Here is a 17,553-nt window from a genome sequence, read left to right as displayed (position 1 = left end):
GGCCCGCCCCGCCCGGGACGGGCCCCGCCTCCGTCAGCCGATGGCGATACGGGTCTTCCAGTGACTCGTAGGACCGATCACCTGCGCCCCGGACCCGGACAGGGCGGTCTTGCCGCCGGAGTGGAACCGCACCGATCCGTCCGACCGGACGGCCCAGATGTCCGGGACGCCGTCACCGTTGGCGTCCGGGGTGCCGATGAGCCACGGGATGCTGTCACTGCCCCACCCCGAAGCCCCGTACGTGGTGTCGACGCCGCCCGCCGAGGCGGCCTCGGTGCCGAGGGAGGCCAGGACCACCCCGCCGCCGGTGGCGGCGATGCCCTTGCGCAGCAGCAGCCGGCCGGTGGCGTCGCTCCGGTAGACGAGGTCGGCGACGCCGTCACCGGAGACGTCCTGGAGAAAATCCGACGCGGCCTGTTCCTGCCACCCCTGCATGACGACGACACCACGTCGGACGTGTCGCCGAGCCAGGGATCAGGTGACCAGTGACGGTGGTGCGATCGTCCGTGCTCGGTCGTACAGGTCGCGTGCCGTGGCGTTCTTCAGATGCGGGCGCAGGAGACCGAACATCGTCTTCACGCGGTCGTCGGCTCGGCCGGACTGCACTTTGGGGTAGTCGTCGAGGGCCTGGTGCCAGGTGGCGCAGGCTGCTTCCAGGTGGCCGAGTTCTAACTGCCGTTCCGCCAGCAGTCCGCGGCGGTGTACGCGTGTGCGCTGGTACGCGCTGGGGCGGAGCCGGTCCGCTTGTCGCATGGCTTCGACGGCTCCGGCCTTGTCACCGAGTTCGTAGCGCACTTGGCTGACGTGGTAGTTGAGCGACGAGGTGTCGTACGAGCCGAACGCCTTGCCGCGTGACTCGGCACGGTCCATGGCCGCCTCGGCCTGCCGGAGGTAGCGAAGCGCACCCGTACGGTCGCCGGTCTGCGCGGCAGCGTGCGCCTGCTGGCCGGTGAGAAAGGCCAGCATCCGAGGGCCGGCTTTCGGGGAAGCCGCGGCGGCGGCATCGGCCAGCTCCATGGCCTTCGCCCCGTGGCGGAGGTCGACCGCCTGGACGCTCATGCCCCGCAGGGTGGTGCAGTACGTCAGGTGGTCTCCGGCAGCGCCCGCCAGTTCCAGGGCCTTGACGTAGTAGCGCTGGGCGAGACCGTGCAGACCTTCGTCCACGGCCATGTAGCCGGTCAAGTAGAGCAGGTCGGAGGCGGCGGACAGCATCGCCTTGCGTACGTTCTCGGGTGCGTCGGCGCGCAGGTAGGAGGCCACGGTGTTGACCATGAACGAGGCCGCCATGGGGCGTGCGTGACGGCCGCCGAACTCGTCGTCCAGTTCCGAGACACGCTCGGTCATGGCGACGACCATGTCCACGTCGTTCATGCCGATGCGGGTCGCGCGGCCGGACCGAATGGCGGCGGCACGTCCGACCACATCGGGCCAGCCGGGAATGGTGACGGCCACCGAGAACAGGCCGGCACCCAGGACGCCCCGACGGGACGGGTCCATGTCCAGCCTCCCCAGGTCGATCACCCCTCCCACGGTAGGTCCTGGACATGATCGCCGGCACACCAACCGCCGCTCCCGTGACGGCAGAACCTGTGGCTCGTCCTGTTTCGGTGGCGGTACGTGAAGTCCCACCGTTCCGTGAGTCCGCCTGGGGGAGTGAGGCGCGGAGGTGCCCTGACCTCTCATCCTCGCTCGCGCGGGGGTGAGTGCAACGTTCCTTTCCGGTCACCCGCTGCCACAGCGCCGAAACGCGGTCTGCCTACCTTCGGAACTCCTAGTCCGGAGCACCGTGGAGGCGTCATGACAGCCGCGAGCAAGGCCCCCGCATCCCCGAGCAGGGGCGGCCGCTGGATCGAGCACTGGGACCCCGAGGACGAGACGTTCTGGCGGGAGACCGGTGAGCGGATCGCCCGCCGGAATCTGTTCTTCTCCGTGCTGTCCGAGCACATCGGGTTCTCGGTCTGGACGCTCTGGTCGGTGCTGGTGCTCTTCATGGGGCCGGAGTACGGGCTCACCCCCGCCGACAAGTTCCTGCTGACGTCCATGGTGACGCTGGTCGGCGCCGTCGTCCGGGTCCCCTACACCTTCGCCGTCGCCGTCTTCGGCGGGCGGAACTGGACGATCATCTCCGCCAGCCTGCTGCTGGTGCCGACGGTCGCCGCGTTCGCGGTGATGGAGCCGGGGACCTCCTTCTCCACGTTCCTCCTGGTCGGGCTGCTGGCCGGCATCGGCGGCGGCAACTTCGCCTCCTCCATGACCAACATCAACGCCTTCTTCCCGCTGAGGAAGAAGGGCTGGGCCCTCGGCATGAACGCGGGCGGCGGCAACATCGGCGTCCCCGTCATCCAGCTCGCCGCGCTCGCCATCATCGGCGCCGGCGGGGGGCCGCGGGTGCTGCTGGGCATCTACATTCCGCTGATCGTCCTCGCCGCCGTCCTGTCCGCGCTCCGCATGGACAACATCGCGTCGGTGAAGAACGACACCGGCGCCGCCAAGGACGCCGCCCGCGACCGGCACACCTGGATCATGGCCTTCCTGTACGTGGGGACGTTCGGGTCGTTCATCGGGTACTCCTTCGCCTTCGGGCAGGTCCTGCAGAACGGCTTCGGACGCACCCCGCTGCAGGCCGCCTACGTCACCTTCATCGGCCCGCTGCTCGGCTCCCTGATCCGCCCGGTCGGCGGCCGGCTCGCCGACAAGTACGGCGGCGCGCGGATCACGCTGTGGAACTACGTCGCGATGGGCGCCGCCACCGCCGTACTCGTCCTCGCCAGCATGCAGAAGTCGCTCGGTCTGTTCGTCGTCGCCTTCGTCGTGCTGTTCGTGCTCAGCGGGCTCGGCAACGGCTCGACGTTCAAGATGATCCCCGGCATCTTCCAGGCCAAGGCCCGCGCCGAGGGCCTCACCGGCGAGGCGGCGGCCCGCTACGGGCGGCGGCTGTCCGGCGCCTCCATGGGCCTGATCGGCGCGGTCGGCGCGCTCGGCGGCGTCGGCATCAACCTCGCCTTCCGCCAGTCCTTCCTCTCCTACGGCTCCGGCACCGGCGCCTTCGTCGCCTTCCTCGCCTTCTACGCCGCCTGCTTCGCCGTCACCTGGGCGGTATACCTTCGCCGTCCGGCCGCCACCGACTCCGGCCCGGCCGCCCCCACCGAGCGGACCTCGCAGCTCAGCTACGCCGAGGTGTGACGTAACACTGGTGACATACATCCGATCCGGGCCTGTCATGCGCCATTGACAGGCTCGGTCGGCACGACGGGTGGAAAGATCCGAGCGGGACGAGGGCGATGGACGACGAACAGCAGCGACCCGACCACGGCCCCCTGGCCGGCTTCACCGTGGGCGTCACCGCCGCCCGCCGGGCCGACGAACTGGGGGCGCTCCTGACCAGGCGGGGCGCCGCCGTGCTGCACGCCCCCGCGCTGCGGATCGTGCCGCTCGCCGACGACGGCGAACTCCTCGCGGCGACCAAGCAGTTGATCGACCAGGCACCCGACGTGGTGATCGCCACCACCGCCATCGGCTTCCGCGGCTGGATCGAGGCCGCCGAGGGCTGGGGCCTGGGCGAGGCCCTGCTCGGCAGGTTGCGGACGGTGGAGCTGCTGGCCCGCGGCCCCAAGGTCAAGGGCGCGGTCCGGGCCGCCGGGCTGACCGAGGAGTGGTCGCCGTCGTCCGAGTCCATGGCCGAGGTGCTGGACAAGCTGCTGGAGGAGGGCGTCGAGGGCCGCCGGGTCGCCGTCCAACTGCACGGCGAGCCGCTGCCCGGCTTCGTGGAGGCGCTGCGGGCCGGGGGCGCGGAGGTGGTCGGGGTGCCGGTGTACCGGTGGATGCCGCCGGAGGACATCGGCCCCGTCGACCGGCTGCTGGACGCCACCGTCACCCGGGGCCTGGACGCCCTCACCTTCACCAGCGCGCCCGCCGCCGCCTCGCTGCTCTCCCGCGCCGAGGAGCGCGGCCTGCTCGCCGAGCTGCTCGCCGCCCTCGGCCACGACGTGCTCCCGGCCTGCGTCGGCCCGGTCACCGCGCTGCCGCTGCAGGCCCGCGGCGTCGACACGGTCCAGCCCGAGCGGTTCCGGCTCGGCCCGCTGGTCCAGTTGCTCTGCCAGGAACTGCCGTCCCGGGCCCGGGTGCTCCCGGTCGCCGGGCACCGGATGGAGATCCGCGGCCACGCGGTCCTGGTCGACGGCGACCTCAGGCCCGTACCGCCCGCCGGGATGTCCCTGCTGCGCGCCCTGGCCCGGCGCCCCGGCTGGGTCGTGCCCCGCGCCGACCTGCTGCGCGCCCTGCCCGGCGCCGGCCGCGACGAACACGCGGTGGAGACGGCGATGGCCCGTCTGCGCACCGCCCTCGGCGCGCCCAAGCTGATCCAGACGGTCGTCAAGCGCGGCTACCGCCTGGCCCTGGACGCCGCGGCGGACACCAAGTACGCGGACGGCTGACGCCCCCGGGGGTTCCGGCCACCGAGCCGTCCGGGCACTGTGGAAAGCGAACGCCCCGTTCGCGGAACCCAAGGCGGTGACGGCCACATGGCACCGGGTACGGTCACGGTCCCCCACGAGCTGCGCTTCGACACCGGACGACTCTGCCTGGACCTGCTCGCCACCACCCACCCCACCGAACAGCTCGACTCGGTGGAGGTGCTGCGCGCCTGGATCACCGGCGCCGGCCTGGTCCCGCCCGGCACCTCCCTGGCCCACGCCGACGCCGGCTGGCCGGCCGCCTTCCGCGAGCTGCGCGCCCAGACCGCGCGGCTGGTCCGCGACCGCCTCGCTCCCGGCACGCGCGCGTACGCCCTGGCGCTGGCCCGGGTCAACGACACCGCCCGCACCGCGCCCCCGGCCCCCCGTGCCGTACCCGGCGCGGACGGGTCGCTGGTACGGGAGCTGACCGGCCCCCCGGAGTGCGCCGCGCTGCTCGGCGCGGTCGCCCGGGACGCGGTGGAGCTGCTCACCGACCCCGTCGCCCGCGCGGCCCTGCGCCAGTGCGAGGGCGACAACTGCCCCATCGTCTACCTGGACACCTCCCGGGGGCGCCGCCGCCGCTGGTGCTCCAGCGAGATCTGCGGCAACCGCGAACGCGTCGCCCGCCACCGCCGCCGCGCGGCCCTCACCCGCCCCTAGGTCGTGTCCGCAAAGTCCCTCCTGCCCCGCGACGCCTGGCACGCTCCCCCGGAGGGGGCACCCCCACTCGCCGCACCGGACACAGCCCCGAGTACGCCCAGTACGAGGGACTGCGTCCGGCACTCCCCCAGCCTTCGGCCGGGGGGACCCCCAGAGCACGCACCAGACGCCGCGGGACCCGCCCTCCGGGCGGACGAAGGGACTTTGCGGACACGACCTGGGCCCGCACCGCTCGCCAAAACCGCCCCCGCCCCGTTGAACACCCCGCCCCCCGGCTCCGTACCGGATGGGCGAGCGACCGACTCGGGGGAACCCCCGGACACCGGAGGTGGGCGTGCGCAAGGATCCCGTGGTGGCCAAAGACCGCGGCACGAGGGCCCGGCACCGCCTGTCCGCCCGGTCCTCGGAGCCCGACGAGGAGCTGATGCGCGCGCTGTACCGGGAGCACGCCGGCCCGCTGCTGGCGTACGTGCTGCGGCTGGTCGCGGGGGACCGGCAGCGCGCCGAGGACGTCGTGCAGGAGACGCTCATCCGTGCCTGGAAGAACGCCGGTTCGCTCAATCGGGCGACCGGTTCGGTACGCCCCTGGCTGGTGACGGTCGCCCGGCGCATCGTCATCGACAACCATCGCAGCCGGCAGGCCCGGCCGCAGGAGGTCGACCCGTCGCCGCTGGAGGTCATCCCCGCGGAGGACGAGATCGACAAGGCGCTGTGGCTGATGACGCTGTCGGACGCGCTCGACGACCTGACCCCGGCGCACCGGGAGGTTCTCGTCGAGACGTACTTCAAGGGGCGTACCGTCAACGAGGCGGCCGAGACCCTCGGCATACCGAGCGGCACGGTCCGCTCCCGGGTCTTCTACGCCCTGCGGTCGATGAAGCTGGCACTGGAGGAGCGGGGGGTGACGGCGTGACGCGCGGTGGTCACGGGGGATTCCAGGGATGCGGCGCGGACGGCGCGGGTATGGCTGGCCCCATGCGCGGTTCCGAGGTGCCGAACGAGCACGAGGCCGTCGGCGCCTACGCCCTCGGCATCCTCGACGACGCGGAGGCGACCGCGTTCGAGGCGCACCTGGCCACCTGCGAGTGGTGCGCCCGGCAACTGGACGAACTGGCCGGGATGGAGCCGATGCTGGCCGCCCTCGCCCAGGTGCCCGGCGCCGGACGCCCGGCGGCCGGCGAGGCACCGGCCGCCCGGCCGGGCCCGGAACTGGCGGCGAAGCTGGCCGACGAGGTCGCCGCGCGCCGCGCCCGCAAGAAGCGCCGCAACCTGTACCTGGTCGGCACCGCCGCCGCGCTGATCGTCGGCGGCCCGTTCGCCGCCGTGGCCACCACCAGCGGCGGCGAGGACGGCGGCGGCCGGTCCACCGGGGCGGGGGCGGCCGGCCCCGCCCAGGCCGCGTTCGCCGAGATGCCCGACCGGGTCAGCGCCACCGACCCCGGCACCCGGGTCAGCGCGACGGTGGCGCTGGAGGGGAAGGCGTGGGGCACGGACGCGGTGCTGGAGCTGAAGAACGTCAAGGGCCCGGAGAAGTGCTCCCTGGTCGCCGTCGGCAAGAACGGCGAGCGCGAGACGGTCAGCTCCTGGTCCGTGCCCGCCCGGGGCTACGGCATCCCGGACGCCGCCACCGGCAAGGCCAGGGAGCCGCTCTACGTGCACGGCGGCGCCGCCCTCACGCCCAACCAGATCGACCACTTCGAGGTCATGACCTTCGACGGCGAGCGGCTGGTGCAGGTCGACGCGTAGCTTCACCGGCCCCCTTCGCGTACGGTTGACGGCTGCCCAGCACGTCAGAAGGGGGCCCGGTGGCCGCACAGGCTCAACAGGATTCAGCGGTCGGCTCGGTTCAGGACGCCGTACCGGACTCCGTACAGGACTCCGTACGGGACCGAGAGATCAGCGGGGAACAGGCGCACCTGGACCGGGTGTACCGCCGCCTGGAGGAGAAGATCCACGAGGCGGAGTTCCTCATGCACGACGCGGCCCGCCGCGGCCAGGTCGGCACGCCCGGCGCGCTGGCCGAGCGCGACGCCCAGGTGTTCCGGGCGGGCGTCCACCTCAACCGGCTGAACAACGAGTTCGAGGACTTCCTCTTCGGCCGGATCGACCTGCTGCCCGGCAAGGACGGCAAGAAGGGCCCCGACGGCGCGTACACCGCCGTGGAGCCCGCCGAGGGCGCGGTCCGCCCGGACCGCACCGCCGACATCGCCGAGACCCTGCACATCGGCCGGATCGGCGTCCTGGACGCGGAGTACGCCCCGCTGGTCATCGACTGGCGGGCGCCGGCCGCCGCGCCGTTCTACCGCTCCACGCCGGTCGACCCGGGCCGGGTGGTGCGCCGGCGCGTCATCCGCTCCAAGGGCCGCCGGGTGCTCGGCGTCGAGGACGACCTGATGCGCCCGGAGATCACCGCCTACCTGGACGGCGAGGAACTCCCCGTCATCGGCGACGGCGCCCTGATGGCGGCCCTCGGCCAGGCCCGTACGCACTCCATGCGGGACATCGTCGCCTCCATCCAGGCCGAGCAGGACCTGGTCATCCGCGCCCCCGCCGCCTCCGTGACGTACGTCGAGGGCGGCCCCGGCACCGGCAAGACCGCCGTCGCCCTGCACCGGGCGGCGTACCTGCTCTACCAGGACCGGCGCCGGTACGCGGGCGGCATCCTGATCGTCTCGCCGACCCCGCTGCTGGTGGCGTACACCGAGGGCGTGCTGCCCTCGCTGGGCGAGGAGGGCCAGGTCGCGATCCGCGCGATGGGCGCCCTGGTCGACGGTGTGGAGGCCACGCTGTACGACAGCCCGGCCGCCGCCCGCGCCAAGGGCTCCGCGCGGATGCTGAAGGTGCTGCGCAAGGCCGCCCGCGGTGCCCTGGAGGGGAACGATTCGCCGGCCCGGCTGCGGGTGGTCGCCTTCGGCCGCCGCCTCGAACTGGAGGCCGAGGAGCTGGCGGAGATCCGGCGCACCGCCCTGGGCGGCACCGCCCCGGTCAACCTGCTGCGCCCGCGCGCCCGCAAGCTGCTGCTGGACGCCCTGTGGGCGAGATCCGGCGCGGCCGGCCGGCACACCGACCCGGAGCTCGCCGCCGAGCTGCGCTCCTCCTTCGACGAGGACGTCTCCTCGGAGGACGCCTTCACCGCCTTCCTGGACGCCTGGTGGCCCGAGCTGACGCCGCGGGCGGTGCTCGCCGCCATGGCCGACGAGAAGAGGCTGGGCCGCTGGGCGCGCCGGGTGCTGAACCCGGGGGAGGTGCGCAAGGTGGCCCGTTCGCTGCGGCGCGAGGGCCTCTCCGTGCACGACGTGGCCCTGCTCGACGAACTCCAGGCGATCCTCGGCGCCCCGGCCCGCCCCCGCCGCAAGCGCGAGATCGACCCGCTGGACCAGCTCACCGGCCTGGAGGAGCTGATGCCGCAGCGCGAGGAGAGCCGCCGCGAGCGGGCCGAGCGCCTGGCCCAGGAGCGCACCGAGTACGCCCATGTCATCGTCGACGAGGCGCAGGACCTCACGCCGATGCAGTGGCGGATGGTCGGCCGCCGGGGCCGGCACGCCACCTGGACGATCGTCGGTGACCCGGCCCAGTCCTCCTGGTCCGACCCGGACGAGGCGGCGGCGGCCCGCGACGAGGCCCTCGGCTCCCGGCCGCGCCGCCGCTTCCGGCTCACCGTCAACTACCGCAACCCCGCCGAGATCGCCGACCTGGCGGCCAAGGTGCTGGCGCTGGCCATGCCGGGCTCCGAGTCGCCGTCGGCGGTGCGCTCCACGGGCGTGGAGCCGCGCTTCGCGGTGGTCGGGGACGGCTCGCCGGCCGACACCGTGCGCGCGGAGGCGCAGCAACTGCTGGAGCGCGTGGACGGCACGGTGGGCGTGGTCGTCGCCATGAACCGGCGCGAGGAGGCCCGGCGCTGGCTGGCCGGGCTCGGCGACCGCGTGGTGGCGCTCGGCAGCCTGGAGGCCAAGGGCCTGGAGTACGACGCGACGGTGGTCGTCTCGCCCGCCGAGATCGCCGACGAGTCCCCGGCCGGCCTGCGGGTGCTCTACGTCGCCCTGACCCGGGCCACCCAGCAGCTCACGGTCGTCTCCGGGGACCGGGACGAGCCGGACGCGGACGGGGTGCCGGACCTGCTGCGCGACTGAGGCACCGCACGCATGAGGCCCGCGCCGTCCGGAACGGCGCGGGCCTCAGCCATGTCTCAGGTGGCACCGACCCGCCATGCTCGCCTCGCGGCAAGTGGTCGCTCGTAGCGACGAAGGTTGGGCCCGGGGGCTTGGATCGGGCCGGTGCCACGTCCACGGTAACAAACGATCCCCGCAAGACAATTCCCGTCCCGGGGGTTATTTCCGGTGAGTCCGGGAAGCCCTTCCCCCTCCGCGCTACTTCTCGTATGGTGGAAGTAGTTTTCCGAAATCGTCGGTCCTGCGTCTGTACGGCGTGCGAACACAACGTTCGCAATCCGGGGCGGCTACCACGTACCCAGGGGTAGGTGCGACGATCGGACGGCACAAAACAAGCGACACGGTGAAAGCAGAGGAAGTCGGCCATGGCAACGGCGCCCAGCGTCTCCTACTCGATGACCATCCGGCTGGAGGTGCCCGCGAGCGGGACGGCCGTCTCGCAGCTCACCACGGCCGTGGAGTCCTCCGGAGGCTCGGTCACCGGCCTCGACGTCACGGCCTCCGGCCACGAGAAGCTCCGCATCGACGTCACCATCGCCGCCACCTCCACCGCCCACGCCGACCAGATCGTGCAGCAGCTCAAGGGCATCGAGGGCGTCACGCTGGGCAAGGTCTCCGACCGCACCTTCCTCATGCACCTCGGCGGCAAGATCGAGATGGCGTCGAAGCACCCCATCCGCAACCGCGACGACCTCTCCATGGTCTACACCCCCGGTGTGGCCCGGGTGTGCATGGCGATCGCCGAGAACCCCGAGGACGCCCGCCGCCTGACCATCAAGCGCAACTCCGTCGCGGTGGTCACCGACGGCTCGGCGGTGCTGGGCCTGGGCAACATCGGCCCGAAGGCCGCGCTGCCGGTGATGGAGGGCAAGGCGGCCCTGTTCAAGCGGTTCGCCGGGATCGACGCCTGGCCGATCTGCCTGGACACCCAGGACACCGACGCAATCGTGGAGATCGTCAAGGCCATCGCCCCGGGCTTCGCCGGCATCAACCTGGAGGACATCTCCGCGCCGCGCTGCTTCGAGATCGAGGCCCGGCTGCGCGAGGCCCTGGACATCCCCGTCTTCCACGACGACCAGCACGGCACCGCCATCGTCGTGCTGGCCGCCCTCACCAACGCCCTGCGCGTGGTGGACAAGCCGATCGAGAACGTACGGGTCGTCATGTCCGGCGCCGGCGCCGCCGGTACGGCCATCCTCAAGCTGCTCCTGGCCGCGGGCGTGAAGAACGCCGTCGTCGCCGACATCCACGGCGTCGTCCACTCCGGCCGCGCCGACCTGGTGGACGCCGCCCCCGGCTCCGCGCTGCGCTGGATCGCCGACAACACCAACCCCGAGAACCTCACCGGCACCCTCAAGGAGGCCGTGCGCGGCGCCGACGTCTTCATCGGCGTCTCCGCGCCCAACGTGCTGGACGGCGAGGACGTGGCCGCCATGGCCGACGGGGCGATCGTGTTCGCGCTCGCGAACCCCGACCCCGAGGTGGACCCGGCGATCGCCCGCCAGACCGCCGCGGTGGTGGCCACCGGCCGCTCCGACTTCCCCAACCAGATCAACAACGTCCTGGTCTTCCCGGGCGTCTTCCGCGGCCTGCTGGACGCCCAGTCCCGCACGGTCGACACCGGGATGATGCTCGCCGCCGCGCAGGCCCTGGCGGACGTGGTGACCGAGGACGAGCTGAACCCGAACTACATCGTGCCGAGCGTCTTCAACGACAAGGTCGCCGGGGCCGTGGCCGGCGCGGTGCGGGAGGCCGCCAAGGCCGCCGGGGTCACCGCCTCCTGATCCGGGACCGGCCCCCCGGGGCCGTCCGGGAGCGCCGGGCTGTGAGGATCACCACGGATTCCCGCCCGGCGCGTCGGGGAACCCGCTGGCGGTGGCGGCATTCTAGGGTGGCGGCCGGGCCCACCCGCCTCGTCGTGTGACTCCCAAGGGTGTTCTCACGACTCCTGCGGGTGCCGGATTGGCTTTACCGCCGCAGGTGGAGGCAGGATGCCTCCCTGGGCGCGTGGGTCCGGCGACGGACCCGGGTCCGGGGACTGTCCGAGGACCCTGGCAGCATCGGCTTCGCTGTGCCCATCATGCGGCTCCGCCGCGTGGCACGCCTCAACGGCAAGAAGAACACGGGAGTAACAACATGAACCGCAGTGAGCTGGTGGCCGCGCTGGCCGACCGCGCCGAGGTGACCCGCAAGGACGCCGACGCCGTGCTGGCCGCGTTCGCCGACGTCGTCGGCGACATCGTCTCCAAGGGCGACGAGAAGGTCACCATCCCCGGCTTCCTGACCTTCGAGCGCACCCACCGTGCCGCTCGCACCGCCCGCAACCCGCAGACCGGCGAGCCGATCCAGATCCCGGCCGGCTACAGCGTGAAGGTCTCCGCGGGCTCCAAGCTCAAGGAAGCCGCCAAGGGCAAGTAAGCGTTCAGCAGGTGAGCGCAGGGGCTGCTGTGGGCGCGGCGTGGCTGGTCGCGCCCACGCGGCGGTAGCCGCACATTCAGCACAGCCCCGCGCCCCTTTCGGGGGCGCTTCACCAACGCCGATGGGGCGGTCACCCGGGTCCGGGTGACCGCCCCATCGGCGTATCGGAAGCCTTCTAGCCGAGCGCCTTGCCCGGCAGCTCGACCTTCGCGCCCAGCTCCACGAGCTTCTCCATGAAGTTCTCGTAGCCCCGGTTGATCAGGTCGATGCCGTGCACCCGGGAGGTGCCCTGGGCCGCGAGGGCGGCGATCAGGTACGAGAAGCCGCCGCGCAGGTCGGGGATGACCAGGTCGGCGCCCTCCAGCTTGGTCGGGCCGGAGACGACCGCCGAGTGCAGGAAGTTGCGCTGGCCGAAGCGGCAGTCGGAGCCGCCCAGGCACTCGCGGTAGAGCTGGATGTGGGCGCCCATCTGGTTGAGCGCGGAGGTGAAGCCCAGCCGGGACTCGTAGACCGTCTCGTGGATGATGGACAGGCCCGTGGCCTGCGTCAGCGCCACCACCAGCGGCTGCTGCCAGTCGGTCTGGAAGCCGGGGTGCACGTCCGTCTCCAGCGCGATGGACTTCAGCCGGCCGCCCGGGTGCCAGAAGCGGATGCCCTGGTCGTCGATGTCGAAGGCGCCGCCCACCTTGCGGTAGGTGTTCAGGAACGTCATCATCGAGCGCTGCTGGGCGCCGCGGACGTAGATGTTCCCCTCGGTCGCCAGCGCCGCCGACGCCCAGGAGGCGGCCTCCAGGCGGTCCGGCAGGGCCTGGTGGTTGTAGCCGCCGAGGGTGTCCACACCGGTGATCCGGATGGTCCGGTCGGTGTCCATGGCGATGATCGCGCCCATCTTCTGCAGCACGCAGATGAGGTCCTCGATCTCGGGCTCGACGGCCGCGTTGGACAACTCCGTCACGCCCTCGGCGAGCACCGCCGTCAGCAGCACCTGCTCGGTGGCGCCGACCGACGGGTAGGGCAGCCGGATCTTGGTGCCGCGCAGCCGCTGCGGGGCCTCCAGGTACTGGCCGTCCGCCCGCTTCTCGATGGTCGCGCCGAACTGCCGCAGCACGTCGAAGTGGAAGTCGATGGGCCGGCCGCCGATGTCGCAGCCGCCCAGCCCCGGGATGAAGGCGTGGCCCAGGCGGTGCAGCAGCGGCCCGCAGAACAGGATCGGGATGCGCGAGGAACCGGCGTGGGCATCGATGTCGGCGACGTTCGCGCTCTCCACCCGGGTCGGGTCCAGGACCAGCTCGCCCGGCTCCTCGCCGGGACGGACGGTCACCCCGTGCAGTTGCAGCAGCCCGCGTACGACCCGTACGTCGCGGATGTCCGGCACATTGCGCAGTCGGCTCGGCGCACTGCCGAGCAGCGCGGCGACCATGGCCTTCGGTACGAGGTTCTTCGCACCGCGGACACGGATCTCGCCCTCCAGCGGGGTTCCGCCGTGGACAAGCAGTACGTCATCAGCGCCGTTGACGGTCATGAATCTCGCGTTCCGTGGAGTGGGGCAGGGGCCAGAAGGGAAAGGGTAATCGTCCTCGGCACCCCTTCCGCATGCCCGCGGACCGCCCGCACCGTCATGGCTCTGTCACAACACGGACCGTTCCGCGACGGGCACGGCGGGTCACCGGAACCGGTGGGACGCCGGGGTGTACCGGTGCCCGCCTGAGCTGCGTTCACTCCCGTGCCCCCGATTGCCTCCCCACGCGGGGGCAAGATGCGGGATCATGTCAGGCATGACCGAGGTGTCCTCGCTCACAGGGCGGCTGCTCGTGGCCACACCCGCTCTGGCGGACCCCAATTTCGACCGCGCGGTGGTGCTCCTCCTCGACCACGACGAGGAGGGCTCCCTCGGCGTCGTCCTCAACCGCCCCACCCCGGTCGACGTCGGCGACATCCTGGAGGGCTGGGCCGCGCTGGCCGGCGAGCCCGGCGTGGTCTTCCAGGGCGGCCCGGTCTCGCTGGACTCGGCCCTCGGCGTCGCGGTCGTCCCCGGCGAGACGGACGGCCCGAGCGCGCCGCTGGGCTGGCGCCGGGTGCACGGCGCGATCGGCCTGGTCGACCTGGAGGCCCCGCCGGAGCTGCTGGCCTCCGCGGTCGGCTCGCTGCGGATCTTCGCCGGGTACGCCGGCTGGGGCCCGGGGCAACTGGAGGACGAACTGGTCGAGGGCGCCTGGTACGTCGTGGAGTCCGAGCCCGGCGACGTCTCCTCGCCGTCCCCGGAGCGCCTGTGGCGCGAGGTGCTGCGCCGCCAGCGCAACGAGCTGGCGATGGTGGCGACGTACCCGGACGACCCTTCGCTCAACTGAAGCGCGGGTGCTTTCAGTACCCTGGCTTGCATGAGCACTCTCGAGCCCGAGCGCGGGACTGGTACGGGGACCCTCGTAGAGCCGACGCCACAGGTGTCCCACGGCGACGGTGACCACGAGCGCTTCGCCCACTACGTCCAGAAGGACAAGATCATGGCGAGCGCCCTCGACGGCACCCCCGTCGTGGCGCTGTGCGGCAAGGTCTGGGTACCGGGCCGCGATCCGAAGAAGTACCCCGTGTGCCCCATGTGCAAGGAGATCTACGAGTCCATGGGCGCCGGCGGCGACGAGGGCAAGGGCGGCGACAAGAAGTAGCGGAGGTCCGACGGGCCCCCGGAGCGTGTGCGCGCACGCTCCGGGGGCCTTTGTGCGTCCTGGGGTCACGAAGTGGTGGAGACCTCTTGTGGAGTTGTTCATCCGCTCCATAGCCTCCGGTGTGTTGTGCAGAGCGAAACCGTCATTGCATATGTTGCAACGCACGTCCGGAGGAACTCTCCATGAAGCTCGCCCCCCGACTGGCCGTGTTCCTGGCCGCCGTCACCCTCGGCGCCGCCGCCTGCGCCCCGCAGACCTCCGGCAACTCCTCCTCCGGCAAGGACGAGAAGACCGGCACCCTGCGCGTCTGGCTGTTCCAGGAGGTCAACAACAAGCCCAAGGAACGCGCCGTCGACGCCGTCCTCGCCGGCTTCGAACGGGCCCACGAGGGCACCGAGGTCGACATCGAGTACATCCCCGTCGAGACCCGCGCCCAGCGCATCAAGGCCGCCTTCAACGACCCCTCCTCCGCCCCCGACGTCATCGAGTACGGCAACACCGACACCGCCGGCTACGTCGAGGACGGCGGACTCGCCGACGTCACCGCCGAGTTCGACGCCTGGGACGAGGCGAAGGACACCGACCCCACCGCCCGCCGCTCGGTCACCGTCGGCGGCAAGGTCTACGGCGCGCCGTACTTCGTGGGCGTCCGGGCCCTGTACTACCGCACCGACCTCTTCGACGAGCACGGCCTGGACGTCCCGCGCTCCCTGGCCGAACTGGCCGCCACCGCCCGCGAGCTGCGCGCCGCCGAGCCCGGCCTGTACGGCCTCGCGGTGGGCGGCGCCTACACCTACGGCGCGCTGCCCTTCCTCTGGGCGCACGGCGGCGAACTCGCCACCGGCGAGGACGGGACGTACACCGCCGCCGTCGGCAGCGCCGCCGCCCGCAAGGGCATCGAGGCGTACACCGCCCTCTTCGGCGACGACAACTGCCCCACCGCCAAGTGCGCCGGCATGGGCGGCAACGACACGGTCACCGCGTTCGCCGCCGGGAAGGCGGCCATGGCCATCGGCGGCGACTTCAGCCACCAGGCCGTGGAGGCGGGCAAGGTCAAGGGCAAGTACGCGGTCGTGCCGCTGCCCGGCGTGCAGCCGGGCTCGATCGCCCCGGCCTTCGCGGGCGGCAACAACATCGGCGTCCTGAAGTCCACCGCGCACCGGTCCCTCGCCGTCGACCTGATGAAGAGGCTGGCGTCGAAGAAGGCGCAGGGCGAGCTGTTCGAGGCGATGGGCTTCCTGCCGACCTTCACGGACGTGCGCGCGCGGGCGGCCGAGTCCGAGCCGTTCGTCAAGCCGTTCGTCGACACGCTCGAGGCCGGGACCCGGTTCGTGCCCGCCTCCCCGGCCTGGGCCCAGATCGACTCCTCCCTGGTGCTGCCGACGATGTACCAGGAGATCGTCAGCGGCAAGAAGGACGTGGCCGCCGCCGCGGCGGACGCGGCGCGCAAGATGGACGACGCCTTCGGGTCCGCCGGATGACCGCGACCGCCCGGGCGCGCACCGGCACCCCCTGGATCTACCTCGCGCCCGCCCTGGTGGTCCTCGCCGGACTGCTCGTCTACCCCGTCTACCAGCTCGGGCTGATCTCCGTCCTGGAGTACACCCAGGCCCAGGTCAGCGGCGGGCAGCCGACCTCCTTCCAGGGCCTGGGCAACTACGCCGAGCTGTTCGGGGACACGGAGTTCTGGCGGGTGCTCGTCGCCACCGTGGTCTTCGCCGCCGCCTGCGTGGTGAGCACCCTGGCCGTCGGCTGCGCGCTCGCCGTGCTGCTCACCCGGGTCCGCGCGGTGCCCCGGCTGGCGCTGATGCTGGCCGCCCTCGGCGCCTGGGCGACCCCCGCGGTCACCGGATCGACGGTGTGGCTGCTGCTGTTCGACCCGGACTTCGGGCCCGTCAACCGCGTCCTCGGGCTCGGCGACCACTCCTGGACGTACGGCCGGTACAGCGCGTTCGCGCTGGTCCTGCTCGAAGTGGTGTGGTGCTCCTTCCCGTTCGTCATGGTCACCGTCTACGCCGGCATCCGCGCCGTCCCCGCCGAGGTGCTGGAGGCCGCCGCCCTGGACGGCGCCTCGCAGTGGCGGACCTGGCGCTCGGTGCTGGCGCCGATGCTCCGCCCGATCCTGGTCGTCGTCACCATCCAGTCGGTGATCTGGGACTTCAAGGTCTTCACCCAGATCTACGTGATGACGGGCGGTGGCGGCATCGCCGGCCAGAACCTGGTCCTCAACGTCTACGCGTACCAGAAGGCGTTCGCGTCCTCGCAGTACAGCCTCGGCTCGGCGATCGGCGTGGTGATGCTGCTGATCCTGCTCGCCGTCACCCTCGGCTATCTGCGGCTGCTGCGCCGCCAGGGGGAGGAACTGTGAGGCGCCCGTGGAGGTTCGCCGCCGAGGCGTCCGCGCTGCTGGTCGCGGCGGTGGTCGCGTTCCCCCTGTACTGGATGGTGCTCAGCGCCTTCAAACCGGCCGGCGAGATCGAGTCGGACGCCCCCCGGCCGTGGACGCTGGCACCCTCCTTCGACGCGTTCCGGCGGGTCTTCGGACAGCAGGAATTCGGCCGGTACTTTCTCAACAGCCTGGTCGTCGCGGGCACCGTGGTGATCGCCTCGGCGCTCATCGCGTTTCTCGCCGCGACCGCCGTGACGCGTTTCCGGTTCCGTTTCCGGACCACCCTGCTGATCATGTTCCTGGTGGCCCAGATGGTGCCCGTGGAAGCGCTCACCATCCCGCTGTTCTTCCTCATGCGCGACCTCGGCCAGTTGAACACCCTGGGATCGCTGATCCTGCCGCACATCGCGTTCTCGCTGCCCTTCGCGATCTGGATGCTGCGCGGATTCGTGAAAGCCGTGCCGGAGGCGCTGGAGGAGGCCGCCTACCTCGACGGGGCGAGCCGCGCCCGATTCCTCTGGCAGATCCTTTTCCCGCTGGTCCTGCCGGGCCTGGTCGCCACCAGCGTGTTCTCGTTCATCTCCACCTGGAACGACTTCCTGTTCGCCAAGTCGTTCATCATCAGCGACACCTCCCGGTCCACCCTGCCGATGGCCCTGCTGGTCTTCTACAAACCCGACGACCCCGACTGGGGAGGCGTGATGGCCGCGTCCACGGTGATGACCGTTCCGGTGCTCGTCTTCTTCGTCCTCGTGCAACGACGACTCGTCTCCGGCCTCGGCGGAGCGGTGAAGGACTGA

General features: G+C 72.0%; 15 protein-coding genes and 1 pseudogene. 13 read left to right on the top strand and 3 right to left on the bottom strand.

What is annotated here, in order from left to right; translation table 11 throughout:
* Positions 1 to 33: 33 nt before the first annotated feature.
* Positions 34 to 435, bottom strand: coding sequence for a hypothetical protein (locus IE316_RS03960; protein WP_190202664.1), 402 nt, complete (start codon positions 433 to 435; stop codon positions 34 to 36).
* Between the two features lie 39 nt (positions 436 to 474).
* Positions 475 to 1,641, bottom strand: a pseudogene (locus IE316_RS03955) (tetratricopeptide repeat protein); the annotation flags it as partial.
* Between the two features lie 156 nt (positions 1,642 to 1,797).
* Here IE316_RS03955 and IE316_RS03950 point away from each other — a divergent pair.
* The 8 genes from IE316_RS03950 (at position 1,798) to IE316_RS03915 (ending at position 11,701) form a co-directional block, all read left to right on the top strand.
* Complete coding sequence (locus IE316_RS03950; protein WP_190202662.1) at positions 1,798 to 3,183, top strand: nitrate/nitrite transporter; 1,386 nt, start codon at positions 1,798 to 1,800, stop codon at positions 3,181 to 3,183.
* 98 nt (positions 3,184 to 3,281) lie between these two features.
* Positions 3,282 to 4,433, top strand: coding sequence for a uroporphyrinogen-III synthase (locus tag IE316_RS03945; protein ID WP_190202661.1), 1,152 nt, complete (start codon positions 3,282 to 3,284; stop codon positions 4,431 to 4,433).
* Between the two features lie 87 nt (positions 4,434 to 4,520).
* The gene (locus IE316_RS03940) at positions 4,521 to 5,114 is read left to right on the top strand and encodes a CGNR zinc finger domain-containing protein (protein ID WP_190202660.1); all 594 of its coding nucleotides are present in this window, start codon (positions 4,521 to 4,523) and stop codon (positions 5,112 to 5,114) included.
* A 328-nt stretch (positions 5,115 to 5,442) separates the two neighbouring features.
* Positions 5,443 to 6,027 carry a sigma-70 family RNA polymerase sigma factor gene (locus IE316_RS03935; RefSeq protein WP_190202659.1) on the top strand — a complete coding sequence of 195 codons (585 nt, stop codon included), beginning with the start codon at positions 5,443 to 5,445 and terminating at the stop codon, positions 6,025 to 6,027.
* 62 nt (positions 6,028 to 6,089) lie between these two features.
* Entirely contained in the window at positions 6,090 to 6,860 is a 771-nt protein-coding gene (locus IE316_RS03930; RefSeq protein WP_190202658.1) for a zf-HC2 domain-containing protein, read from the top strand.
* A 59-nt stretch (positions 6,861 to 6,919) separates the two neighbouring features.
* On the top strand, positions 6,920 to 9,244 hold the full coding sequence (locus tag IE316_RS03925; RefSeq protein ID WP_190202657.1) for a HelD family protein: 2,325 nt from the start codon (positions 6,920 to 6,922) through the stop codon (positions 9,242 to 9,244).
* A gap of 404 nt (positions 9,245 to 9,648) precedes the next feature.
* Positions 9,649 to 11,067 carry an NAD-dependent malic enzyme gene (locus IE316_RS03920; RefSeq protein WP_190202656.1) on the top strand — a complete coding sequence of 473 codons (1,419 nt, stop codon included), beginning with the start codon at positions 9,649 to 9,651 and terminating at the stop codon, positions 11,065 to 11,067.
* Between the two features lie 352 nt (positions 11,068 to 11,419).
* On the top strand, positions 11,420 to 11,701 hold the full coding sequence (locus IE316_RS03915; RefSeq protein ID WP_003990598.1) for an HU family DNA-binding protein: 282 nt from the start codon (positions 11,420 to 11,422) through the stop codon (positions 11,699 to 11,701).
* A gap of 175 nt (positions 11,702 to 11,876) precedes the next feature.
* Here the strand turns inward: IE316_RS03915 and murA are convergent, their stop codons facing one another.
* Positions 11,877 to 13,223: a UDP-N-acetylglucosamine 1-carboxyvinyltransferase gene (murA, locus tag IE316_RS03910; protein WP_190202655.1), complete on the bottom strand. Its 1,347-nt coding sequence runs from the start codon at positions 13,221 to 13,223 to the stop codon at positions 11,877 to 11,879.
* 253 nt (positions 13,224 to 13,476) lie between these two features.
* Here murA and IE316_RS03905 point away from each other — a divergent pair, with 253 nt between their 5' ends.
* The 5 genes from IE316_RS03905 to IE316_RS03885 all read left to right on the top strand — a co-directional run bounded on the left by IE316_RS03905 (position 13,477) and on the right by IE316_RS03885 (position 17,553).
* On the top strand, positions 13,477 to 14,049 hold the full coding sequence (locus tag IE316_RS03905) for a YqgE/AlgH family protein (protein ID WP_190202654.1): 573 nt from the start codon (positions 13,477 to 13,479) through the stop codon (positions 14,047 to 14,049).
* A gap of 30 nt (positions 14,050 to 14,079) precedes the next feature.
* A complete protein-coding gene (locus IE316_RS03900) occupies positions 14,080 to 14,364 on the top strand; it encodes a DUF3039 domain-containing protein (protein WP_190202653.1) in 285 nt (94 codons plus the stop codon).
* 182 nt (positions 14,365 to 14,546) lie between these two features.
* The gene (locus IE316_RS03895; RefSeq protein ID WP_190202652.1) at positions 14,547 to 15,845 is read left to right on the top strand and encodes an extracellular solute-binding protein; all 1,299 of its coding nucleotides are present in this window, start codon (positions 14,547 to 14,549) and stop codon (positions 15,843 to 15,845) included.
* The gene (locus IE316_RS03890) at positions 15,842 to 16,732 is read left to right on the top strand and encodes a carbohydrate ABC transporter permease (protein ID WP_190202651.1); all 891 of its coding nucleotides are present in this window, start codon (positions 15,842 to 15,844) and stop codon (positions 16,730 to 16,732) included. Before IE316_RS03895 ends, IE316_RS03890 begins: the two co-directional genes overlap by 4 nt.
* On the top strand, positions 16,729 to 17,553 hold the full coding sequence (locus IE316_RS03885; protein WP_190202650.1) for a carbohydrate ABC transporter permease: 825 nt from the start codon (positions 16,729 to 16,731) through the stop codon (positions 17,551 to 17,553). The genes IE316_RS03890 and IE316_RS03885 overlap by 4 nt, the downstream gene beginning before the upstream one ends.

This window comes from Streptomyces fumanus (genome assembly GCF_014655295.1).
Taxonomy (GTDB): Bacteria; Actinomycetota; Actinomycetes; order Streptomycetales; family Streptomycetaceae; genus Streptomyces; species Streptomyces fumanus.
The sequence above is the reverse complement of the archived record's forward strand: the minus strand, read 5'-3'. Positions and strand labels throughout refer to the sequence as shown.